Genomic DNA, 21,995 nt, shown 5'->3' with positions numbered 1-21,995 from the left:
GGGATCAGCAGTCGCTGGCGCGGATACGATCCAGCATCTCGCTGCCGTACTCATCGGTGTAGATCTCGTAGGCAGGTTCGACCGCCTCCTGGAACGGCGCCGGGTCGATATCGGTCTTGACGGTCATGCCCTTCTCACGCAGCAGCGCCACACCTTCTTCCTCGAGACGGCTGACTTCCTCGCGAGTGGCTTCGGCCGACGCTTGAGCGGCCTGGTTGAACCACTCGCGCTCTTCGTCACTCAGGCCGTCGAGCAGGATCGGCGAAGCCAGGATGGCAGCGGGCGAATAGACGTGTCCGGTGAGCGACAGATGATCCTGCACCTCCCAGAAGTTGGTCGCCACGATCACCGTGATGGGGTTCTCCTGGCCATCCACGGTGCCCTGCTGCAGCGCCGTGAAGAGCTCGGGAAACGCCATCGGCGTAGGGCTGGCGCCCATCTGCCTGAAGGCTTCCTGGTGCACCCGGTTCTCCATGGTGCGCACCTTCAGCCCTTCCGCATCCTCCGGCGTATTGATCTCGCGCATGCTGTTGGTCATGTGGCGAAAGCCGTTCTCCGACCAGGCCAGGCCGACCAGGTCATGGTCACTCATCTTGGTCAACAGTTCCTCGCCGATCTCGCCATCGAGCACACAGCGCGCCTGGTCGTAGTCCTCAAAGAGGAACGGCAGGTCGAGCACATAGGTCTCGGGGACGAAGTTGCCCAGCGGCCCGGTGGAGGTGATGACCACATCCACGGTGCCGATCTGCAGGCCTTCGATCATCGCCCGCTCGCCACCGAGCGAACCGGAGGGATGTTCGTTGACCGTGAACTCACCATCAGAGAGCCGCTCCAGCGTCTCCTTGAAGGCATCGGCGCCCACCGAGTAATGAGAGCTGTCCGACAAGGTGTGCCCCAGGGTCACCTCGGTGGCGGCCTGAACCTGGAGGCTAAGCGTCGTGGCGGCCAGACCACCGATGGCGACGGCGAGCGTGCGGCGTGCGAAATGCTTGGTCATAGTGATTCCTCTTTGTTGTTGTCGGGACGACGAGAGCCTCGGCGTTCTCGTCCCGCATCCAGATCGGCACCCTAAAGGATGCCGGTTTCACGAGCGTTCCCGGATGAACGCCTCGATGATCTCCCGGAGATCCCGGTCTCCCTCGAACCCCAGTCGCCGGGCCTTGGCGGTATCGAAACGTGCCGGCCAGTTGGAGACGATGGCGGTGATGGCCTCGTCCGGCTCGTGGCGGACCCTGGACACGGCCTCGGCACCGGCCACTTCGCCCAGGGCCTCGAGCATCTCGGCCACAGTGACCGTGATGCCCGGCAGCATGAAGGCACGGAAAGGGGCCCAGTCTGCCCGTGGCACCTCGGCTCCGTGGATCAACGCCTCGATCACCCGGCCGGGCGACATCACGAATAGCGCCAGGTCGGTGGGGACCGGACAGACGGCCTCCTCGCCGCTCAAGGGCTCGCGCAGGATGCTGGAGGCAAAGCTCGAAGCCGCGGCATTGGGCCGTCCCGGGCGGATGACGATGGTCGGCAGGCGCAGGACACGGCCATCGACGAGGCCGCGACGGCCGTAGTCATTGATCAACAGCTCACACATGGCCTTCTGGGTGCCGTAGGAGTTCTGGGGGTGCAGCGCCGTCATGTCGTCGAGCGTCTCGGGCAGGTCGCCGCCGTAGGCAGCCACCGAGCTGGCCATGATCAGGCGCGTCTCCGCAAGGGCATGGTGTCGGCAGCCCTCCAGCAGTGCCCGGGTGGCATCGAAGTTGACCCGCATCCCCAGGTCCAGGTCGCCCTCGGCGGCGGAACTGACCACCGCCGCCAGGTGATAGATCACCGTCGGCCGCTCGACCAGGATGGCATCCAGTGCCCGGGGCGCGGTGATATCCATGGCCAGGGAGATTATCTCCACATCGGTCGCGGCCGGTACCTGTGGCTCGATCTGGTCGACCAGGGTCAGGCGGCGTATCGCCTGGCCGTCGAGTTCGCCCCGCTCGAGCAGGCGGGCGAGGAGGCGTTGTCCGAGAAATCCGGCGCCGCCGGTGATGACGATATGCATGCTGATCCTGTTCCTGTTGTCGTTGTCTGTCTCTCGAGAGGCGCCGTGGGGTATCAGGGCGCCAACCCATGCTCTCGTCCCCAGCCCAGCCCCTCGCGAGTACCCGCGGCCGGACGGTACTCGCAGCCCACCCAGCCCATGTAGCCGAGCGCCTCGAGTCGCGCAAAGAGCGCGGGATAGTGCACCTCGCCGACATCCGGCTCGTGACGCTGGGGTACCCCGGCGATCTGGACATGCCCGATCCGCTCGAACTGCCGTTCCAGGTGCTTGATCAGGTCGCCGTCCATGATCTGGCAGTGGTAGAGATCGAACTGAAGACGCAGGCTGGGCTGGTTCACCTCCTCCAGCACCGCCATGGCTTGGGCCTGGCGGGACAGAAAGAAGCCGGGAATGTCGCGAGTATTGATCGGCTCGATCAACAGCTCGCGACCCACCCTGGCCGCTTCCCCGGCGGCGAACCGCAGGTTCGCCAGATAGGTGGTCTGGTGGGCCGCCTGGGTCTCGGGATCGGCATCCGGCGGCAGCAGCCCCGCCATGGCATGCACGCGGGGGCAGTCGAGCGCCTCGGCATAGCGCAGCGCCTCGACCACGGAATCGCGGAACTCGGCCTCGCGTCCGGGCAGGCTGGCGATGCCTCGCTCCCCCGCCTCCCAGTCGCCGGGCGGCAGGTTGAACAGCACCTGCTCGAGGCCGGCCTCATCCAGTGCGGTCTTGATGTCCTCGGGGGAATGGGCATAGGGAAACAGATACTCCACTCCACGAAAGCCGGCCTCGGCGGCCGCAGCAAAGCGGTCGAGGAAATCATGCTCGCTGAACAGCATGCTCAGGTTGGCGGCCAGTCGGATCATGGTCGGGTCCTTGTGGAATCGGATCAGTCGCGGGGGAAGCGGGCCTCGAGCTCGGCCACCTGTTCCGGTGTCAGGGCGCGCGGATGTCGGCCGTGCAGCAGCAGATAGAGCTTGGCAGTCTCCTCCAGCTCCTCGGTGGCGTAGACCGCCGCTTCCAGGCTCTTGCCGGCCACCACCGGGCCGTGATTGGCGAGCAGCACGGCACTGTGTTGCCCCGCCAGGCCGCGCACCGCATCGCCCAGGGCGGGGTCTCCCGGCAGGTGGTAGGGCACCAGCGGCAGCTTGCCCACTCGCATCACGTAATAGGCGGTCAGGGGAGGAATGCAGTCACAGGGGTCGATATCGGGCAGGCAGGAGACCGCGACCGAGTGGGTCGAATGCAGGTGCACGATGGCCTCGGACTGGGGGCGTTCGGCATACATGGCCATGTGCAGGAAGTGCTCCTTGGTCGGCCTGTCGCCCTCCTGCCAGCGCCCCTCGCCGTCGAGCCGCGAGATGCGCGCCGGGTCCAGCCGACCCAGGCAGGCATTGGTGGGAGTCATCAGCCAGCCGCCGTCATCCAGCCGCAGGCTGATGTTGCCGCTGGAGCCCATGGTCAGGCCCCTGTCGAACAGCGACTTGCCCAGCGTGGCGATCTGTTCACGCAGTCGCGTCTCGTCGTGGCGGCTCATGCGCTCCCCTCCCCTGCGGTCAGTTCCTCCAGCACGGTGAAGGCCCGGGTAAAGAAATCCTCTGCGCCGAAGTTGCCGGACTTAAGCGCCAGCGACAGCGGTGCCTCTCGGCCGGGCCAGGGCGCCTGGGTCCAGGGCACCCCGGGGTCGATCTGGCCACCGATGCGAAGCTGACGGACGCCCAGCGCAGAGACCACCGCGCCGGACGTCTCGCCGCCGGCGACCACCAGGCGGCCGACGCCTTCGTCGACCAGGGTGCGCGCCAGCTGGCCCATGGCCTGCTCCACCTGCTCACCGGCACGCTCGACCCCGAGCGCCGCCTGGGCCTCCTTGACGCGCTGGGGATCCGCGGAGGCATAGACCAGCACCGGGCCGCCGTCGGCCAGCTGCTCGCGGGCGAAGGCCAGGGCCTCGGCCAGGTGAGACTCGCCCGCCGCCAGCGCCAGCGGGTTCAGGGCGACACCAGGATGGCGCCCGAGGAAGTGATCGACCTGGCCGAGCGTGGCACGCGAGCAGCTGCCCGACAGCACCAGCGCACTGCCGGCAGCCGGCGACAGTCGCCCCGGCTCGGAGACCTCGTCCAGCCAGCCCCGGCGGCGATACTGCTCGGGCAGCGCCTGTCCCAGCCCCGACCCGCCGGTCACCAGGGGATAGTCGACCAGTGCCTCGGCGAGCACCTCGAGGTCCCGTTCGTCGAGGGTGTCGCAGATCACATGGCGTACGCCCTGTTCCGACAGGGCACGAAGATGGTCGCGCGTGGCATCGGCGCCACGGGCCAACACCGACCGCGGCGCCAGGCCCACCGCATGGGGGGTCTGGCGGCTCAGGAAGCGCACCAGGTCGGCATCCGTCATCGGGTTGAGCGGATGGTGCTCCATCCCGCTCTCGTTGAGCAGGCGATCGCCGACGAAGAGGTGGCCCTGATAGACGGTACGGTGATTGGCCGGGAAGGCGGGGACCATCACGGTCTGGGCGCTCCCCAACCGCTCCAGGAGGGCATCGGCCACCGGCCCGATATTGCCGGCGTCCGTGGAGTCGAAGGTGGAGCAGTACTTGAAGAATATCTGTCTTGTGCCCCGGGCCTGCAGCCACTCCAGCGCTGCCAGGGACTCCGTCACGGCCTCGCCTGCCGGGCAGGAGCGGGACTTCAACGCCACCACCACCGCATCGACATCGCCGATGTCTGCCTCGGCGGCCGGCACGCCGATGGCCTGCACGCAGCGCATTCCGGCGCGCACCAGGTTGTTGGCGAGATCCGTGGCCCCGGTGAAGTCGTCGGCGATAGCACCCAGCACGATGGCCATGGTCAGGCTCCTTCGGCGTCGTTGGCGGCCTCGGGCAGCGTGATGCCCGACAGCCGCTCGTAGACCTTGATCACGGCCGCGTCGTCCTCGCGGCCGAAGCCGGCCCCCTTGGCCGCGGTGAACTGCTGCAGTGCCGAAGAGGCGACCGGGGTCGGCAGGGCCAGCTCACGCCCGGTCTCGTGGACGATATTGAGGTCCTTGACGAAGATGTCGACGGCAGACAGCGGCGTGTAGTCGCCCTTGAGGATATGCGGCACCCGGTTCTCGAACATCCAGGAGTTGCCCGCCGAGTGGGTAATCACCTCGTAGATGGTATCCGGGTCGAGCCCCATGCGGATGCCCAGTGCCATGGCCTCGGCGGCGGTGGCGATGTGCACTCCGGCGAGCAGCTGGTTGACGAGCTTCATGCTCGAACCCACGCCGGGCGTGTCCCCCAGCCGGTAGACGGTGGCGGCCATGGCATCGAGGACGGGCGCCGCCATGGCGAAGGCACTCTCGGCGCCCGAGGCCATCACCGACAGCTCGCCGCTGCGCGCCTTGGCGGCGCCACCGCTGATCGGCGCATCGAGCATCTCGAGTCCCTCGCCGGCGAGCCGCTCCCCCAGGCGACGCGCGATGCTGGGGGCCACCGTGGCGCATTGCATGATCAGCCCACCGCGGCGTAGGGAACCCACGACCCCCTGGTGGCCGAACAGCACCTGCTCGACCTGATCGGCATTGACCACCACCAGCAGCACGATGTCACTGCGGGCCGCCAGTGCCGCCGGCGTCTCGGCGCTCTCCCCGCCGCGCGCCTCGAAGGCCTCGCGAGCCCCGGCCGAGATATCGCAGCCCGTGACCTCCAGGCCGCTCTCGAGCAGCGCAGTGGCCGTGCCCATGCCCATGGCCCCCAGGCCGATGACGCCGACGCGGGGCGCCCCTGTGGTTGCATCGCTCACCTTCTGGCCTCCTGATGACGGATCCATTCCCGTGACTGGTAGCGCTAACATGTTAGCGCTAACATCGTTGTAGATGATCCATCATCAGGCAGCAAGGGCCGAGAGAGAGGGTGCGACCAATGTCTAAAAACAAGACACAGTCACGTCAGAGGCGGGGCTCCCACCAACCGACCCTCGCCCAAGTAGCTGAAGTGGCTGGTGTTTCTTCCATCACGGCTTCACGAGTGCTCAACGACCCCGAACGCGTCAATGCCTCGACGCGACAACGTGTCCTGGAGGCCATGGAACACCTCGGATACGTACCCAACCTGATCGCAGGCAGCCTGGCATCGGCTCGATCCCGCTTCATCGCAGTGATCGTACCGTCGCTGGCCAACACCGTCTTCATCGAGGTCATCAAGGGGCTCCAGGCCACCTTCGAGGCTGCTGGCTATCAGATCCTGCTGGGTAACACCGACTATGACATCGAGCGCGAGCAGCAGCTGGTCAGAACGTTCCTGGGCTGGTCCTGCTCCGCGCTGGTTACGGCGGGACTCAAGCACACCCCGGCGTGCCGTCGATTGCTGAAGGAGTGTGATCGCCCCGTGATGGAGGTGATGGAGCTCGGGGACGCGATGGATCTCAACGTCGGCCTGGACCATCAGGAAGCGGGCCGCTGCATGGCCAGGCATCTGCTGGGGCGCGGCTATCGCCAGCCGGTCTACGTCGGCGCAAGACTCTCGGATGACTATCGCGCAGGCATGCGTTATGCGGGGCATCGCGAAGTGCTGCAGGCCTCCGGAATCGAGCCCCTGCTGATCGAACTCGACCAGCTCGGCAGTCTCGAAGAGGGGGCTAGAGGGCTGGAGCAAGTTCAAGCGCACTATCCCGGGGCCGACGCCATCCACTTCGCCAACGATGACCTGGCATCCGGCGCCCTGCTGCATGCCCAGCGTCTCGGCCTGCGGGTCCCCGGGGATATCGCCATCGCAGGATTCAATGGGCTGCCGCTGGGTCAGTACGTCATGCCGCGCCTGACCACCATTCAGTCACCCCGCGAGGCCATGGGGCGATTGGCGGCAGAGCAGGTCTTGAGACGACTGGACCACCAGCCGGTGACGCAACCGCAGCAGGATGTGGGTTTCACGCTCATGCTCGGCCAGAGCACCTGAGGCCGGGAATCCCGCGCCCGGCCTTCCGCCTGTGCGCTGACGGGTCGGGTCATGAACGCCCTCACCCTCTCCGGTTCGGCGGCACCAGGCCGTGGCGCTGCATCCGCCGGTAGACGGTGGGGCGCGACACGCCCAGCCGCCGGGCCACCTGGCTGATGTTCCAGCGGGCCTGCTGCAACAGCTCGTGGAGGACCTGCCCGTCGTCGTCTACCGCCTCGTCGCCTTGCTGAGCCAGCGTGAGCGTAGCCGGAGGCGCATCGACCAGGCACTCCTCCGGCAGGTCATGGACGGTGATCTCGTCCCCCTCGACCGTGGCCAGGGCAAAGCCCAGGGCATTCTTCAGCTGCCGGATGTTGCCCGGCCAGCCATAGGCCAGCAGGGCACTCATGGCATCGGCGCGCAGGCGGGTGGCCTGCTCGCGCTCGGCGACCAGCGCCTCGTAGACGCTGCGGATCACGAAGTGCCGGTCGGCGCGCTCCCGCAGCGCCGGCAGGCGCAGCTGGGCGCCGTTGAGCCGGTAGTAGAGGTCTTCCCGGAAATGGCCGTCGCCAATCATCCGGCTCATGTCACGGTGGGTGGCGGTGATCACCCGGATGTCGACCTTCACCGGCGTCTCGGCGCCAAGGGGCATCACCTCGCGCTCCGCCAGCACCCGCAACAGCCGCGACTGCAGGGGCAGCGGCATGTCGCCGATCTCGTCCAGGAAGAGGGTGCCACCGTCGGCCTGCTGGATCAGCCCGCGCATGCCGTGGCGTCGGCCGCCGGTGAAGGCGCCCGGCAGGTAGCCGAAGAGCTCGCTCTCGATCAGCGACTCGGGGATGGCCGCACAGTTCACCGCGACGAAGGGACCGCTCGCCCGCGTGCCGCTGTCATGCAGGGCCCGCGCCAGCACCTCCTTGCCGGTGCCGGTCTCCCCGGTGATCAGCACGCTCACCTCCTCGTTGCGCAGGCGCCGCGCCAGCTTGAGCACTCGATGCATGGCCGGGTCGTCCGAGGCGAGCCTGTCGAGTGCCGGCACCGGTGCCGGCGATGCCGGCAGGGCGCGCGCAGCGACACGCCGTCCTCGTGGCTCGATCAGGGTGACGAAGCAGGTGGCATCACTGGCGCGGGCGCGGAAGGCGCGTATCTGGTCGCCGCAGGCCGAGAGGATACCCAGGACGTCGCTGATCTCGCCGTCGAACAGCTGGGTGATCGAGGGCATGCGGTCCGGGGACCAGGGGGGCCAGCGGTGAAGGTGCTCCCCGATCAGGGCGCGCCCGCTGCCATTGGCGGCGATGAGGGTGCCGTCCTCCTCGATGGCGATCAGCCCCCGGCCGTTGAGGTGAACGAACTCGCGCGCTGTGTCATAGCGCAGGATCAGGCAGTCCCGGTAGCGGTGCATGAAGTAGGCATCCTCGATCATCCGCGCGTAGAGCGTCACCAGCGAGAGGCCGAAATTCTGGCTCTCGTGGGATCGCGGCGACTCCAGGGCCGAGATGTCGAGGACGGCGATCACGTTGCCCTGCGGATCGGTGATCGGCGCCGCCGTGCAGGTCAGGTTGATGTGGGTCGCGTCGAAGTGCTCGCCGTGATGGCAGGTGATGGCTCGGGTGTCGTGGATGCAGGTGCCGACGGCACAGGTCCCCGCATAGCGCTCATCCCAGTCGGCCCCGAGATAGAGGCCCGCCTTGCGCAGCGCTCGGTCCCGGTGGCGCTGGCCACGGAACTCCACGGTGATGCCGCGATGGTCGGTGAGCAGCAGCACATAGCCCAGTCGGGCCACCTGGGCATGGAGCTGGTCGACACCGGCACGGGCCACGTGCAGCAGGTCATCCACCGACTCCTGGTGGTCGCGCAGGGCCTGCTGGGTCAACACCCGCACCGGGCGCGGTCGGCTGGGATCGAGCCGATATTCATCGACGCAGCGTGCCCAGGAGCGACGGATCACCTCGCGGCAGGCACCGAGTCCCGTCTCCCGGCCTTCGCTGAGCTGGATCAGGGTATCGATATGCTGGCGTTGTTCGGTTTGCAGGCTCATGTCTGCCTCCCGGGGTCCCGCTTCGCCAGGCAGGAAGGGGTGACGGGACCGTTGTTGTTGTCTGGCAGGCCAGCTCCCAGCCTATGCCGACCCGGCGGAGAGTCAATCGACAATGCCTTCACCCTTTGTCGGACGTTACAGCTGTAACGCCCTGGCCGTCATGGGCATGACAGGTGGCACGCCATCCGCCGGCCCCGGACACCGATGCCCGACGGGCGCAAGCCCTGCCCAGGGAACTCGATTTCCTTTTTTTTCAATGCATTGAAAGCCATGCCGCCATCGCTTCTCGCGCCTGGCATGAATGCTGCTTCTGTCAGGGGGCATACCCCATGACGAACAGTGGAGAACAATGATGACAACACACACGCCGACACAAGACGTCACCCAATGGCTGGAGCAGTTCGAGGCCGCCCTGCACGAGAGAGACCTCCAACAGGTCGTCGGCCTGTTCGGCGAGGAGTGCTACTGGCGGGACCTGGTCACCTTCACCTGGAACCTCAAGACGCTGGAGGGCAAGGAGGAGATCCAGGCCATGCTGGAGGCCACCCTGGACGAAACGCGCCCCACGAACTGGCGCCTGGACGGCGAGGCCAACGAGGCCGACGAGGCCGACGGGGTGATCGAGGCCTGGATCACCTTCGAGACGGCGGTGGCCAGCGGCAAGGGGCTGCTGCGTCTGAAGGACGGCCGGTGCTGGACGCTGCTGACCACCATGCAGGAGCTCAGGGACCATCCCGAGCCCAGCCGGGAGCGCCGCCCCAAGGGGGCCCAACATGGGGCCAGCAAGTCACGCGAGACCTGGCTGGAGGCGCGCCATCGCGAGCAGGAGGAGCTGGGCTACACGCGCCAGCCCTACTGCGTCATCATCGGCGGCGGCCAGGGCGGCATCGCGCTCGCCGCTCGCCTGCGTCAGCTGGACGTCCCCACCATCGTGGTGGAGAAGAACCCGCGACCCGGCGACTCCTGGCGCAACCGCTACAAGTCGCTCTGCCTGCACGACCCGGTCTGGTATGACCACCTGCCCTACATCCCCTTCCCCGAGAACTGGCCGGTCTTCGCGCCCAAGGACAAGCTGGGCGACTGGCTGGAGATGTACACGAAAGTGATGGAGCTCAACTACTGGGGCTCCACCGAATGCGAGGGCGCCCGCTACGACGAGGCCGCCGGCGAGTGGATCGTCGAGGTCAACCGTGACGGCGAGCGGGTCACGCTACGCCCCCAACAGCTGGTGCTGGCCACCGGCATGTCGGGCGTGCCCAACATTCCCCACTTCCCGGGCGCCGAGCGCTTCGAGGGCGAGCAGCAGCACTCCAGCCAGCACCCCGGGCCGGATGCCTATCGCGGCAAGAAGGTGGTCGTGGTGGGTGCCAACAACTCCGCCCATGACATCTGTGCCGCGCTCTGGGAGAACGACGCCGACGTCACCATGCTGCAGCGCTCCTCGACCCACATCGTCAAGTCCGACTCGCTGATGGACGTGGTGCTCGGCCCGCTCTACTCCGAGGAGGCGGTGCGCAGCGGCATCACCCACGACAAGGCCGACCTGATCTTCGCCTCGATTCCCTACAAGGTGCTGCCCGACGTCCAGAAGCCGGCCTTCGACGAGATCCGCAAGCGGGACGCCGAGTTCTACCAGCGGCTGGAGGAGGCCGGCTTCCTGCTGGACTTCGGTTCCGACGATTCCGGCCTCTTCCTCAAGTACCTGCGGCGGGGCTCGGGCTACTACATCGACGTGGGCGCCTGCGACCTGGTCGCCAACGGCGAGATCAAGCTGCGCAGTGGCGTCGGCATCGAGTGCATCAACCCGCGCTCGGTGACCCTCACCGACGGCTCCGAGCTACCCGCGGACCTCATCGTCTACGCCACCGGCTACGGCTCCATGAACGGCTGGGCGGCGCGCATCATCTCCCAGGAGGTGGCGGACAAGGTCGGCAAGTGCTGGGGCCTGGGCTCCGATACCCCGAAGGATCCGGGGCCGTGGGAAGGCGAGCTGCGCAACATGTGGAAGCCCACCCAGCAGGAGGCGCTGTGGTTCCACGGCGGCAACCTCCACCAGTCGCGTCACTACTCCCGGTATCTGGCCCTGCAGCTCAAGGCGCGCCAGGAGGGCATCCCGACACCGGTCTACGGCCTGCAGGAGGTCCACCACCTGGCCTGACCACTCCCGAAAAGGGCCGGTGCCTGGGGCGCCGGCCGTGTCGCCACGGTCGGCCGCTGGGTCGCGAGAACGGCTATCGCTCGAAGATCACGGTGCGTCTTGCGTGCAGGAAGACGCGCCGTTCCACATGCAGGGTCACGGCCCTCGCCAGTGCCAGGCACTCGATGTCCCGCCCCTTGGCCACCAGGTCCTCCGGATAGTCGGCGTGGCTGACCGGCTCCACCGCCTGGGTGATGATCGGCCCCTCGTCCAGGTCGTCGTTGATGTAGTGGGCCGTCGCGCCGACCAGCTTCACCCCCTTCTCGTAGGCCTGATGATAGGGCTTCGCTCCCTTGAACCCCGGCAGCAAGGAGTGATGGATGTTGATCGCGCGGCCGGCGAGCTTCGCGCACATTGCGCTCGAGAGCACCTGCATGTAGCGCGCCAGGATCACCAGCTCGGCGCCGGTCTCCTCGATCACCCGGGAGACCTGCGCCTCCTGCTCGGGCTTGGTCTCGGGGGTGATCGGGAAATGGTGGTAGGGCAGGCCGTGCCAGGCCGCCAGCGGCTCCAGGTCCGGGTGGTTGGAGACCACCGCACGGATCTCGATCGGCAGCTGGCCGGTCCGGTAGCGGTAGAGCAGGTCATTCAGGCAGTGATCGGCCTTCGAGACCATGATCACCACCGGGATACGCGCCCCCGGCGCGGAGAGCTCGAAGACCATGCCGTACTCGGCGGCCCGAGAAGCGAAGGCCGAGCGGAACGCCTCGGCATCGAGGTCATGGTCCTGGGGCCGGAACTCGGTACGGATGAAGAAGCGCTCGGCCAGGCGATCGTCGAAGGAGTGCTGCTCGGTGATGTAGCAGCGGCTCTCCTTGAGGAAGCGGGTAACCACATCCACGGTACCCAGCCGGCTGGGGCACTGGGCGGTCAGGATCCAGGTGTCGGCACTGCGGCTCATGGGGGAAATCTCCTGTCGAAAAGGGCCGGGGGAACCCGGCCCTGGCAAGCGCCTCGCGGCACGGGGCCCGGCTCAGCCCTTAACGCCGATGCCGTACTCGTCGCCGGCATCCAGCAGCCAGCGGTAGGTATAATCGGCGAAGCTGCGGCGCACCACCAGCTCCCAGCGCAGCTCGTCTGGGCGGCGCAGGATCACCGTGGTCTTGGCGAACACCGTGGTCACGCCCTTGCCCACCGGGAATTGGCTGGGGTGGACGTCGTAGATCACCGACTTCATCAACAGCTCCCGGGCGGCCTCGCCCTCGAGCTCGACCAGGGTCTGGCCGCCGCTGGCGTTGCTGATGGCGAAGTGGGCATCGCCCAGGGCCTCACGCAGCCGGTTCTCGAGCGTGAACTCCTCGCCACCGGGCACGATGACCAGCCACTCGTCCGGCGACAGCCACTGGACGCTGCGCTCGCCGTCGGCGTCCTGCACCAGGCCCTGGGGCTCGCCCGGCAGCGAGACACCGAGCACCTCGCGCACCGCCTCGTCGAGGACGATGGCGCCACCGCGCAGGATCAGGTGGCCGAGGAAGGGCCGCTCGCGCAGCACCACCCGGCTCTTGCCGGTGGGGGCCGGGGCCCCCGAGCGGCGGTAGGAATAGGCCAGCGGCGACTCCACCGGGATCTTGGCCTCGGTGCGGGTATCGAAGGTTGCGACGTTAGACATTCTGACGCTCTCCCTTGGGATCGAGGAAGATGGGGCTGACGATCTCGGCCTCATGGACCTGGCCGTCGGCCATGGGCAGATAGACGGTCTCGCCCATCTTCTGCTGACCGCCCTTGACCACCGCCAGGGCGAAGCCCGAGTCGAGGGTCGGGCTGTAGTAGCTCGAGGTCACGTGCCCCACCATGGGCATGGGGATCGCGTGGTTCGGGTCGAAGACGATCTGCGCGCCCTCCTCCAGCACCACCTTGGCGTCCCTGGGCTTGAGGCCCACCAACTGCTTGCGGTCGGTGCGCGCGGTATCCGGCCGGGTCAGTGCCCGCTGGCCGATCCAGGAGAACGGCTTGTCGTAGCCGACCGCCCAGTGCATGCCCAGGTCCTCCGGGGTCACCGAGCCGTCGGTCTCCTGACCGGCGATGATGAAGCCCTTCTCGGCGCGCAGCACGTGCATGGTCTCGGTGCCGTAAGGCGTCAGGCCGTACTTGTCACCATGCGCGAACAGCGTCTCCCAGACATGCAGGGCATAGTTGGCCTGGACGTTGATCTCGTAGGCCAGCTCGCCGGTGAAGGAGATGCGGAACACCCGCGCCGGCACGCCGGCCACGGTGCCTTCGCGCCAGTCCATGAACTTGAACGCTTCCTTGTCCAGGTCGATGTCGGTGATCTCGGCCATCAGCTTGCGCGCCTCCGGGCCGGTGACGGTCATGGTCGCCCAGTGATCGGTGACCGAGGTGAAGTAGACGTCGAGCTCCGGCCACTCGGTCTGGTGCCACAGTTCCAGCCACTCCAGCACGCCGGCGGCACCGCCGGTGGTGGTGGTCATCAGGAAGTGGTTCGCGCCCAGGCAGCTGGTGGTGCCGTCGTCGAACACCATGCCGTCGTCCTTGCACATCAGGCCATAGCGCACGCGCCCCGGGGCCAGCTGGGCCCACTTGTTGGTGTAGACCCGCCCCAGGAACTCTCGGGCGTCCGGGCCCTGGATGTCGATCTTGCCCAGGGTGGAGGCATCCAGGATACCCACTGCCTCGCGCACCGCCCGGCACTCCCGGGCCACCGCCTCGTGCATGGTCTCGGTCTTGCCGTTGACCTGGCGCGGGAAGTACCAGGGGCGCTTCCACTGCCCCACCTCCTCGAACTCGGCGCCGTGCTCCACGTGCCACTGGTGCATCGCAGTGTAGCGCTCGGGATCGAACAGCTCGCGGCAGTGACGGCCGACGATGGCACCGAAGGTCACCGGCGTGTAGTTGGGACGGAACACCGTGGTGCCGACCTCGGGGATCGAGCGACCCAACAAGCGGGCGGCGATGGCCATGCCATTGATGTTGCCGAGCTTGCCCTGATCAGTGCCGAAGCCCATGGCGGTGTAGCGCTTGACGTGCTCGATGGACTCGAAGCCCTCGCGGGTGGCCACCTCGATACCCGCCGCGGTGACGTCGTTCTGCAGATCGACGAACTGCTTGGGCCCGCGCAGGGTCGGCTTCTCGTGGGGAACCTGGTAGAGCGCGCAGGCCGTACCGTCGCGACGCGCGGCGACCCGGGGCAGGCTCACCGAGGCCGCCGGGAGGCCGGCCTCGGTGGCCGCCTGGCGGCCCGCCTCGACGCCGTCGGCCAGGACCTCAGCGGTGGCATAGACGCCCTGGGCACCGCCGGCCGCGCTCACGCCCTTCACTAGGGTGGGCACGAAGCCGAGGATATCGTCGCGCCAGGTCGGCCGGGCGCCGGTGTGCGAGGCCAGGTGGATCACCGGGCTGTAGCCGCCGGAGCTGGCGATGGTGTCGCAATCCAGGGTCTCGACGGCGCCGGCGACCCGGAAGCCATCCAGGTCGACCTTCGCCACCCGCGCCCCGCTGACCCGGCTGTCGCCCTTGGCCTCGATCACCGCCGCGCCTTCGATGATGCGGATACCCTGGGCCCGGGCCTGCTCGACCAGCTCACCGTCCGGGTTGGCGCGGACGTCGGCGATGGCCACCACCTCGCGGCCGCTCTCCAGCCAGTCCAGGGCGGCGCGATAGGCATGGTCGTTGCTGGTGGAGAGCACCAGCCGCTTGCCCGGCACGACGCCATAGCGACGGACATAGGTCGAGACCGCCCCGGCCAGCAGGTTGCCCGGCACGTCGTTGTTGCCATAGACCAGCGGGCGCTCGTGGGCGCCGGTGGCCAGCACGACGCGGCCGGCGCGCACGCGGTGCATGCGCGAGCGCACCTGGCGACGACCGTCCTTGAGCGGGGCGGTCTCGGCGAGATGCTCGGTACGCCGCTCGTGGAGGGTCACGAAGTGGTGGTCGTGATAGCCGTTGGCGGTGGTGCGCGGCAGCAGGGTGACGTTGTCCAGGCCGGCCAGTTCCTTCAGGGCCTCGGTGACCCACTGATCCGCCGGCTTGTCGTCGAGCAGCTCGCGGGTATCCAGCAGCGAGCCACCCATCTCCTCCTGCTCATCGACCAGGATCACCCGCGCACCGCTGCGCGCCGCGGCCAGGGCCGCGGTGAGGCCCGCCGGACCGGCGCCGATCACCAGCACGTCGCAGTGCTGGTGCAGGTGGTCGTAGATGTCCGGGTCGTTCTCCATGGGGCTGCGCCCCAGGCCCGCGCTCTTGCGGATGTACTTCTCGTAGGTCATCCACAGCGAGGCCGGGGCCATGAAGGTCTTGTAGTAGAACCCCGGCGGCATGAACTGGCCGCCCAGCTTGCCGACCAGGCTCATCAGGTCGCGCTGGACGTTCGGCCAGCCGTTGGTACTGCGCGCCTCCAGGCCGTCGAACAGCGCTTGCTGGGTGGCCCGCACGTTGGGCACCTGGCCCGCCTCGGTCTTGCCGAGCTGGACCACCGCATTGGGCTCCTCGGCGCCGGCGGCGACGATGCCGCGGGGCCGCGAGTACTTGAAGCTGCGGTTGACGATGTCGACGCCATTGGCGAGCAGCGCCGAAGCCAGGGTATCGCCGGCATGGCCCTGATAGCGCTTGCCGTTGAAGGTGAAGCTCAGCCTGCGGGAGCGGTCGATGCGCCCGCCCCGGGCGAGACGATTGAGCTGACTCATGCGCGGACTCCTTCACGAAGCGGTGCCGGTTCGACGCCGTCCTGGGACGGCCGGCCCTCGGGATGCTCGGCGGTGAACCTCGGCTGCTCGCCCATCTTGTAGGTCTCGAGGATCTCGTAGGTCACGGTGTGACGGGTGATGTTGAAGAACTTGCGGCAGCCCACGGCGTGTACCCACAGCTCGTGGTGGATGCCGCGGGGGTTGTCGCGGAAGAACAGGTAGTCGCCCCACTCCTCGTCGCTGCAGGACTCGGGGTCCTCGGGCCGCGCGATATGCGCCTGGCCCTTGGGATGAAATTCCTCCTCCTCCCGGAGCTCGCCGCAGTAGGGACAATGGATATAGAACATGGCGAAATCTCCTTAGTGGGCCACACCGGCGGCGCCGTGCTCGTCGACCAGCGCCCCGGTGTTGAAGCGATCGATGGAGAACGGCTCAGCGATCGGGTGCATCTCGCCCTTGGCGAGGCTGGCGGCGAACACATGGGCCGACCCCGGCGTGGCCTTGAAGCCGCCGGTGCCCCAGCCACAGTTGAAGTACAGCCCCTTGACCTTGGTCTTGGAGAGGATCGGACAGGCATCCGGGCAGGTGTCGACGATGCCGCCCCACTGGCGGTTCATACGCACTCGGGAGAAGATCGGGAACATCTCGACGATGGCCTGCAGGGTGTGCTCCACGGTGGGGTAGCTGCCGCGCTGCCCGTAGCCGTTGTAGCCGTCGATGCCCGCGCCGATGACCAGGTCGCCCTTGTCGGACTGGCTGATGTAGCCGTGCACGTGGTTGGACATCACCACGGTGTCGAGCACCGGCTTGAGGGGCTCGGAGACCAGCGCCTGCAGCGGATGCGACTCCAGCGGCAGCTTGAGGCCTGCCATGCCGGCCAGCACGCCGGAGTTGCCGGCGGTCACGCAGCCGACGGTCTTGGCCTCGATGTCGCCGCGGTTGGTGTGCACCCCGTAGACCTGGCCGTCGCGGATCTTGAAGCCGGTGACCTCGGTCTGCTGGAGGATGTCAACGCCGTGGGCGTCGGCCGCCCGGGCGAAGCCCCAGGCCACGGCGTCGTGGCGCGCCACGCCGGCACGCGGCTGCCAGGAGGCCCCCAGCACCGGGTAGCGGGCATTCTTCGAGCAGTCCATGATCGGCACCAGCTCCTGGACGCCCTTGGCGTCGAGCACCTCGCCGTCGATGCCGTTCAGGCGGTTGGCGTTGACCCGGCGCTGGATGTCGCGCATGTCCTGAAGGGTATGCCCCAGGTTGAGCACGCCGCGCTGGGAGAACATGACGTTGTAGTTGATATCCTGGGACAGGCCCTCCCACAGCTTCATGGAGTGCTCATACAGGGCCGCCGCCTCGTCCCACAGGTAGTTGGAGCGCACGATGGTCGTATTACGCGCGGTGTTGCCGCCGCCCAGCCAGCCCTTCTCGATCACGGCGACGTTGGTGATGCCGAATTCCTTGGCCAGGTAATAGGCGGTCCCCAGGCCATGACCGCCGCCACCGATGATGATGACGTCGTAGGCCTTCTTGGGCGTCGGGTTGCGCCACTGGCGCTGCCAGTTCTCGTGATGGCTAAGTGCGTGCTTGACCAGCCCGAAGCCTGAATAACGTTGCATAGGGATCTCCTCGAGGGTCCCGCCGGGGCCGGCGGGAACGGGCTCACGCGGTGGCAGTGCCGGCCTGCTCGGCGACGGCCTTGGCATAGACGGGGTGGCGGTTGCACAGCTCGGCGACCTTGCCACGCACCTCGGACTCGACCTCGGTGGTGTCGGCCTCGGCGGCCAGGGTGTCGAGGATGTCGCAGATCCAGCCGGCCAGGGCCTCGCAGTCGGCCTGGCCGAAGCCGCGGGTGGTCACCGCCGGGGTGCCGATGCGCAGGCCCGAGGTCACGAAGGGGCTCTGGGGGTCATTGGGCACCGCGTTCTTGTTGACGGTGACATGGGCCCGACCCAGCGCCGCATCGGCGTCCTTGCCGGTGACGCCTTGGCGGATCAGCGAGACCAGGAACAGATGATCGTCGGTGCCGCCGGAGACCACGTCATAGCCGCGGTCGAGGAACACGGTAGCCATCGCCCGGGCGTTGTCGATCACCCGCTGCTGGTAGCGTACGAAGTCCTGGCTCATGGCCTCCTTGAAGGCCACCGCCTTGGCGGCGATCACATGCATCAGCGGGCCGCCCTGCTGGCCCGGGAAGACCGCGCCGTTGAGCTTCTTGTAGAGCCCCTCGTCGCCGTGGGCGGAGAGGATCAGGCCGCCACGCGGGCCGCGCAGCGTCTTGTGGGTGGTGGTGGTGACCACGTGGGCATGGGGCAGCGGGCTCGGGTAGTGACCGGCGGCGACCAGGCCGGCGACATGGGCCATGTCGACTAGCAGCCAGGCGCCGACCTCGTCGGCGATGGCGCGGAATCGGCGCCAGTCGACCACCCGGGAGTAAGCGGAGAAGCCGGCGATGATCATCTTCGGCTTGTGGCTGCGCGCCAGGCGCTCGACCTCGGCGTAGTCGATCTCGCCGGTCTCCGGGTTCAGGCCATACTGGATGGCGTGATAATGCTTGCCCGAGAAGTTGGGCGCCGCGCCGTGGGTCAGGTGGCCGCCGTGGGCCAGGCTCATGCCCAGCACGGTGTCGCCCGGCGAGACCAGGGCCATGAAGGCCGCGGCGTTGGCCTGGGCGCCGGAGTGCGGCTGGACGTTGGCGTAGTCGGCGCCGAACAGGTCGCAGGCGCGGTCGATAGCCAGCTGCTCGACCACGTCGACATGCTCGCAGCCGCCGTAGTAGCGCTTGCCCGGATAGCCCTCGGCGTACTTGTTGGTGAGCTGGGTGCCCTGGGCCTCCATCACGGCGTGGCTGGCGTAGTTCTCCGAGGCGATCAGCTCGACGTGTGCCTCCTGGCGGGCCACCTCGTCGGCGATGGCGGCGGCGATCTGCGGGTCGGTTGTTGTAAGGTTGTTGGCGTTCATGGCATCACCCTGGTGGTTGGCTTTGTTACGTTAAGAGAAAGAGGCGCACGAGGTATTCTGGAAACGACACCGCCGTCATTGCGCGAGGCAGGCGCCCGGAAGGGACCTGAGGCGCCCCGCAGTTCGAGCCGATACGGCGCGGAGCGGTCAATATTCCACCACCACGTCGCCCAGCGGCTTGCTGCAGCAGGAGAGGATATAGCCCTCGGCGACGTCCTCGTCGGTGATACCGCCGTTGTGCTCCATGTCGACCTGACCGGCGCTGAGGGGCACCCGGCAGGTCCCGCAGATCCCCATGCCGCAGGCCTTGGGAATATGCAGCCCCAACTTGGCCGCCGCTGAGTGCACTGTCTCACCCGGCTGGACGCGTACGCTCTTGCCGCTCGTGCTGAACTCGACACTGAGCATCTCGGCCACGTCGAACTCCTCGGCCTCGACCTCGGCCTGCTCGGCATGCTCCAGTACCTCCTCCTGCACCTCGACCGGCGTGGCACCGAAGGACTCCTCGTGGTAGCGGTTCATATCGAAGCCCTGGGCCCGGAGCAGCTGCTTGATGGCCTGCATGTAGGGCGTGGGGCCGCAGCAGAAGATCTCGCGGTCCATGAAGTCCGGTGCCATCAGCTCCATCATCGCCTGGCTGAGGTAGCCACGGAAGCCGGCCCAGGCCTCGCCCAGCTCGTCGCTGCGCTCACAGACGATATGCAGTTTGAACTCGGGAATCCGCGAGAAGATGTGCTCGAGTTCGCGGTGGAAGATGATGTCGCGCGGCGTCCGCGCGCTGTGCACGAACTGCAGGTCCACCGCCGCATTGGTGTCGAAGAACCAGCGCACCATGGACATCAGGGGGGTGATCCCGACCCCGCCGGAGAGCATCAGGATCTTCTCCGCCGGGTAGTCGATGACGTTGAAGTTGCCGACCGGCCCGTGCACCGCCAGCTCATCGTTGACCCCGAGGTTGTCGTGCAGCCAGTTCGAGACCATCCCCCCGGGGATGCGCTTGACGGTAATCGAGAAGCTGTAGGGCACCGACGGCGAGCTGGAGATGGTGTAGGAGCGCATCACCTGCTGGCCATCGATCTCCAGCTCCAGGGTCACGAACTGCCCCGGCTTGAAGAAAAACATCACGGGCTGCTCGGCCATGAAGCAGAAGGTGCGGGTATCCCAGGTTTCCTGGATCACCTTGACGCAGCGCACCAGGTGACGGCCGTTGGTCCAGGTCTGGGTGCTGACGGGATTGAGGAAGCTCGTTGTCATTTGTCGTATCGCCCGGGCTGCAGCATGAGGGTCTCCGACCGCGGTACCACCGCCTGCCGTTGAGCGCATTCTGCGCAGCCTGAGGCGCCGCGACTTGCCTGCCAGCGACACGGACATGCCCGTGACCTCCTGCCTTGCCTCCCGTTGTTGCCTGTCGCGTCGCTGCCGCATCATCGCGCGTCGCGGCCAGACAATTGCCCGCCGGGCGGCTGATCCACACTCGCCGCAATCCGCCACCATCTTCGTCCGTGAGCGGCCATCCACAGGACCCCGGTTTTCCCTGAACAACCCCGAGGCCGCCCAAGCGGCCCTGCTAGAGGACGTATCGTCATGGACCCCATGTCTCCCGCTCGCCTGGATGACCCCCTGGCACCGGCACGCGAAGCCACCGCCGAGATGCTGCTCCATCGCCGGCGACACTTCTCGCTGCCCCAGCCCTTCTACAACGATGCGCGGCTGTTCGCCCTGGACATGCAGGAGATCTTCGAGAAGGAGTGGCTTTTCGCCGGGATGACCTGCGAGATTCCCGCCAAGGGCAACTTCATGACCCTGGACGTGGGCGACAACCCGGTGATCATCGTGCGGGGCGATAAAGGCGAGATCCATGCCTTCCATAACGTCTGCCGGCATCGCGGCTCCCGGCTCTGCGTCAGCGACAAGGGCAAAGTGGCCAAGCTGGTCTGCCCCTACCACCAGTGGACCTACGAACTGGACGGCCGGCTGCTGTTCGCCGGCAGCGACATGGGCACGAACTTCGACCTCGCCGCCTACGGGCTCAAGCCCGTGAACGTGCGCAGCGCCGGCGGCTACCTCTTCGTCAGCCTGGCCGAGGAGCCGCCGGCCATCGACGACTTCCTCGAGAGACTGGAGCACTACCTCGCCCCCTACGACATGGAGAACGTCAAGGTGGCGGTGGAATCCAGCATCGTCGAGCAGGCCAACTGGAAGCTGGTGATCGAGAACAACCGCGAGTGCTACCACTGCAACGGCGCCCATCCGGAGCTGCTCAACTCGCTGCAGGAGTTCGACGACAGCGACGACCCGCGCGCCACGCCGTCCTACAGGGCGCTGGTGGAGCGCAAGCAGCAGCAGTGGGATGCGATGGGCGTGCCCTGGCAGCTCAGCCGCCTGGGCAAGCGCAACCGCCTGACCCGCACCCCGCTGCTGGAGGGCACGGTGTCGATGACCATCGATGGCCGGCCGGGATGCCGCAAGCTGATGGGTCGGCTCGAGAGCCCCGACATGGGCTCGCTGCGCATCCTGCACCTGCCCAACTCCTGGAACCACTTCATGGGCGACCATGCCGTGGTGTTCCGGGTGATGCCGCTGGGGCCCCAGCAGACGGTGGTGACCACCAAGTGGCTGGTCCACAAGGACGCCGTGGAGGGCGTCGATTACGACCCGACCCAGCTGCGCCGCGTGTGGGACGCCACCAATGAGCAGGATCGTCGCCTGGCGGAGGAGAATCAGCGCGGGATCAACTCCCGGGGCTACGAGCCCGGCCCCTACTCGGAGACCTACGAGTTCGGGGTGATCGACTTCATCGACTGGTACAGCGAGAGCCTGCTGGAGAACCTCGGCCATACCGCCCCGCACCTGAAGGTGGTAGAAAGCTGAGTCCTCCCCTTCGACAGGAGAAACGGCCCCCGGTGGCGATCACCGGGGGCCGTGTCGTTGGCAACCATGCGCCCTGGCCGCGCCGGGTCAGGGCCTGACAGGCGCCGTCGGGTCAGCGAACCAGCGGCAGGAGATGGGTCTCCAGCGCCCGGCGGACCGAGGGCAGCATTATCTCGCGCTTGCCCTCCAGCTCGCCGACCAGCTCGGCAAGCCCGGGCACGTCACCCTCGAGCGCGCAGCGTCGGGCCAGCCGGGCGCTGCTCTCGGGACAGGCGCCCTCCGGGATGCGGATGCCCAGGGCCACCAGGCGATCACGGAAATCGTCGCCATCGATCAGCTCGACGATCATCATGGGCAAC

At 67.5% G+C, this 21,995-nt stretch carries 18 protein-coding genes; 3 read left to right on the top strand and 15 right to left on the bottom strand.

The features are described 5' to 3' along the window. Positions 1–4 precede the first annotated feature (4 nt). From QLQ83_RS16820 to ltnD, 6 genes are all read right to left on the bottom strand, one after another. Positions 5–997 carry a TRAP transporter substrate-binding protein gene (locus tag QLQ83_RS16820; protein ID WP_282736670.1) on the bottom strand — a complete coding sequence of 331 codons (993 nt, stop codon included), beginning with the start codon at positions 995–997 and terminating at the stop codon, positions 5–7. An 87-nt stretch (positions 998–1,084) separates the two neighbouring features. After that, positions 1,085–2,047, bottom strand: a complete 963-nt coding sequence (gene denD / locus QLQ83_RS16815) for a D-erythronate dehydrogenase (RefSeq protein ID WP_282736669.1) — start codon at positions 2,045–2,047, stop codon at positions 1,085–1,087. A gap of 53 nt (positions 2,048–2,100) precedes the next feature. After that, positions 2,101–2,895 (bottom strand): 2-oxo-tetronate isomerase, encoded by a 795-nt coding sequence (gene otnI / locus QLQ83_RS16810; protein ID WP_282736668.1) that lies wholly within the window; start codon positions 2,893–2,895, stop codon positions 2,101–2,103. Between the two features lie 23 nt (positions 2,896–2,918). Then, positions 2,919–3,566, bottom strand: a complete 648-nt coding sequence (gene otnC, locus QLQ83_RS16805) for a 3-oxo-tetronate 4-phosphate decarboxylase (protein ID WP_282736667.1) — start codon at positions 3,564–3,566, stop codon at positions 2,919–2,921. Continuing rightward, a complete protein-coding gene (gene otnK / locus QLQ83_RS16800; RefSeq protein WP_282736666.1) occupies positions 3,563–4,870 on the bottom strand; it encodes a 3-oxo-tetronate kinase in 1,308 nt (435 codons plus the stop codon). Before otnK ends, otnC begins: the two co-directional genes overlap by 4 nt. A gap of 2 nt (positions 4,871–4,872) precedes the next feature. Continuing rightward, positions 4,873–5,808 (bottom strand): L-threonate dehydrogenase, encoded by a 936-nt coding sequence (ltnD, locus tag QLQ83_RS16795; protein WP_282736665.1) that lies wholly within the window; start codon positions 5,806–5,808, stop codon positions 4,873–4,875. A 119-nt stretch (positions 5,809–5,927) separates the two neighbouring features. Between ltnD and QLQ83_RS16790 the strand changes: the two genes are divergently transcribed. Then, the gene (locus QLQ83_RS16790) at positions 5,928–6,959 is read left to right on the top strand and encodes a LacI family DNA-binding transcriptional regulator (protein ID WP_282736664.1); all 1,032 of its coding nucleotides are present in this window, start codon (positions 5,928–5,930) and stop codon (positions 6,957–6,959) included. Positions 6,960–7,020: 61 nt separating this feature from the next. Here QLQ83_RS16790 and QLQ83_RS16785 read toward each other — a convergent pair whose 3' ends face one another. After that, on the bottom strand, positions 7,021–8,976 hold the full coding sequence (locus QLQ83_RS16785; protein WP_282736663.1) for a sigma-54-dependent Fis family transcriptional regulator: 1,956 nt from the start codon (positions 8,974–8,976) through the stop codon (positions 7,021–7,023). 352 nt (positions 8,977–9,328) lie between these two features. Between QLQ83_RS16785 and QLQ83_RS16780 the strand changes: the two genes are divergently transcribed. Further along, positions 9,329–11,134 carry an NAD(P)/FAD-dependent oxidoreductase gene (locus tag QLQ83_RS16780; protein WP_282736662.1) on the top strand — a complete coding sequence of 602 codons (1,806 nt, stop codon included), beginning with the start codon at positions 9,329–9,331 and terminating at the stop codon, positions 11,132–11,134. A gap of 73 nt (positions 11,135–11,207) precedes the next feature. Here QLQ83_RS16780 and purU read toward each other — a convergent pair whose 3' ends face one another. The 7 genes from purU to QLQ83_RS16745 all read right to left on the bottom strand — a co-directional run bounded on the left by purU (position 11,208) and on the right by QLQ83_RS16745 (position 20,019). Beyond that, positions 11,208–12,074: a formyltetrahydrofolate deformylase gene (gene purU / locus QLQ83_RS16775; RefSeq protein WP_282736661.1), complete on the bottom strand. Its 867-nt coding sequence runs from the start codon at positions 12,072–12,074 to the stop codon at positions 11,208–11,210. A gap of 72 nt (positions 12,075–12,146) precedes the next feature. Then, positions 12,147–12,782: a sarcosine oxidase subunit gamma gene (locus tag QLQ83_RS16770; protein WP_282736660.1), complete on the bottom strand. Its 636-nt coding sequence runs from the start codon at positions 12,780–12,782 to the stop codon at positions 12,147–12,149. Continuing rightward, positions 12,775–15,813 carry a sarcosine oxidase subunit alpha gene (locus QLQ83_RS16765; RefSeq protein ID WP_282736659.1) on the bottom strand — a complete coding sequence of 1,013 codons (3,039 nt, stop codon included), beginning with the start codon at positions 15,811–15,813 and terminating at the stop codon, positions 12,775–12,777. The genes QLQ83_RS16770 and QLQ83_RS16765 overlap by 8 nt, the downstream gene beginning before the upstream one ends. Beyond that, a complete protein-coding gene (locus QLQ83_RS16760) occupies positions 15,810–16,160 on the bottom strand; it encodes a sarcosine oxidase subunit delta (protein ID WP_282736658.1) in 351 nt (116 codons plus the stop codon). The genes QLQ83_RS16765 and QLQ83_RS16760 overlap by 4 nt, the downstream gene beginning before the upstream one ends. 12 nt (positions 16,161–16,172) lie before the next feature. Next, positions 16,173–17,423 (bottom strand): sarcosine oxidase subunit beta family protein, encoded by a 1,251-nt coding sequence (locus tag QLQ83_RS16755; protein WP_282736657.1) that lies wholly within the window; start codon positions 17,421–17,423, stop codon positions 16,173–16,175. 43 nt (positions 17,424–17,466) lie between these two features. Then, complete coding sequence (glyA, locus tag QLQ83_RS16750) at positions 17,467–18,765, bottom strand: serine hydroxymethyltransferase (protein WP_282736656.1); 1,299 nt, start codon at positions 18,763–18,765, stop codon at positions 17,467–17,469. Positions 18,766–18,912: 147 nt separating this feature from the next. Further along, positions 18,913–20,019: an FAD-binding oxidoreductase gene (locus QLQ83_RS16745; protein WP_282736655.1), complete on the bottom strand. Its 1,107-nt coding sequence runs from the start codon at positions 20,017–20,019 to the stop codon at positions 18,913–18,915. 330 nt (positions 20,020–20,349) lie between these two features. On the opposite strand from QLQ83_RS16745, the gene QLQ83_RS16740 reads away from it, so the two are divergent. Then, entirely contained in the window at positions 20,350–21,636 is a 1,287-nt protein-coding gene (locus QLQ83_RS16740; RefSeq protein WP_282736654.1) for an aromatic ring-hydroxylating oxygenase subunit alpha, read from the top strand. 112 nt (positions 21,637–21,748) lie between these two features. Here QLQ83_RS16740 and QLQ83_RS16735 read toward each other — a convergent pair whose 3' ends face one another. Further along, a complete protein-coding gene (locus QLQ83_RS16735; RefSeq protein WP_282736653.1) occupies positions 21,749–21,988 on the bottom strand; it encodes a hypothetical protein in 240 nt (79 codons plus the stop codon). Between the last annotated feature and the right edge of the window lie 7 nt (positions 21,989–21,995).

This window comes from Halomonas rhizosphaerae (assembly GCF_030010555.1).
GTDB lineage: Bacteria > Pseudomonadota > Gammaproteobacteria > Pseudomonadales > Halomonadaceae > Halomonas > Halomonas rhizosphaerae.
The sequence above is the reverse complement of the archived record's forward strand: the minus strand, read 5'-3'. Positions and strand labels throughout refer to the sequence as shown.

Excerpts from the sequence above, each read along its gene's own strand:
- otnK (WP_282736666.1), bottom strand. The coding sequence starts at position 4,870 with ATGGCCATCGTGCTGGGTGCTATCGCCGACGACTTCACCGGGGCCACG.
- QLQ83_RS16745 (WP_282736655.1), bottom strand. The coding sequence starts at position 20,019 with ATGACAACGAGCTTCCTCAATCCCGTCAGCACCCAGACCTGGACCAAC.
- QLQ83_RS16780 (WP_282736662.1), top strand. The coding sequence starts at position 9,329 with ATGACAACACACACGCCGACACAAGACGTCACCCAATGGCTGGAGCAG.
- QLQ83_RS16755 (WP_282736657.1), bottom strand. The coding sequence starts at position 17,423 with ATGCAACGTTATTCAGGCTTCGGGCTGGTCAAGCACGCACTTAGCCAT.
- QLQ83_RS16760 (WP_282736658.1), bottom strand. The coding sequence starts at position 16,160 with ATGTTCTATATCCATTGTCCCTACTGCGGCGAGCTCCGGGAGGAGGAG.
- QLQ83_RS16785 (WP_282736663.1), bottom strand. The coding sequence starts at position 8,976 with ATGAGCCTGCAAACCGAACAACGCCAGCATATCGATACCCTGATCCAG.
- QLQ83_RS16820 (WP_282736670.1), bottom strand. The coding sequence starts at position 997 with ATGACCAAGCATTTCGCACGCCGCACGCTCGCCGTCGCCATCGGTGGT.
- QLQ83_RS16740 (WP_282736654.1), top strand. The coding sequence starts at position 20,350 with ATGGACCCCATGTCTCCCGCTCGCCTGGATGACCCCCTGGCACCGGCA.
- QLQ83_RS16765 (WP_282736659.1), bottom strand. The coding sequence starts at position 15,813 with ATGAGTCAGCTCAATCGTCTCGCCCGGGGCGGGCGCATCGACCGCTCC.
- otnC (WP_282736667.1), bottom strand. The coding sequence starts at position 3,566 with ATGAGCCGCCACGACGAGACGCGACTGCGTGAACAGATCGCCACGCTG.
- otnI (WP_282736668.1), bottom strand. The coding sequence starts at position 2,895 with ATGATCCGACTGGCCGCCAACCTGAGCATGCTGTTCAGCGAGCATGAT.
- purU (WP_282736661.1), bottom strand. The coding sequence starts at position 12,074 with ATGAGCCGCAGTGCCGACACCTGGATCCTGACCGCCCAGTGCCCCAGC.
- denD (WP_282736669.1), bottom strand. The coding sequence starts at position 2,047 with ATGCATATCGTCATCACCGGCGGCGCCGGATTTCTCGGACAACGCCTC.
- QLQ83_RS16770 (WP_282736660.1), bottom strand. The coding sequence starts at position 12,782 with ATGTCTAACGTCGCAACCTTCGATACCCGCACCGAGGCCAAGATCCCG.
- glyA (WP_282736656.1), bottom strand. The coding sequence starts at position 18,765 with ATGAACGCCAACAACCTTACAACAACCGACCCGCAGATCGCCGCCGCC.
- QLQ83_RS16790 (WP_282736664.1), top strand. The coding sequence starts at position 5,928 with ATGTCTAAAAACAAGACACAGTCACGTCAGAGGCGGGGCTCCCACCAA.
- QLQ83_RS16735 (WP_282736653.1), bottom strand. The coding sequence starts at position 21,988 with ATGATGATCGTCGAGCTGATCGATGGCGACGATTTCCGTGATCGCCTG.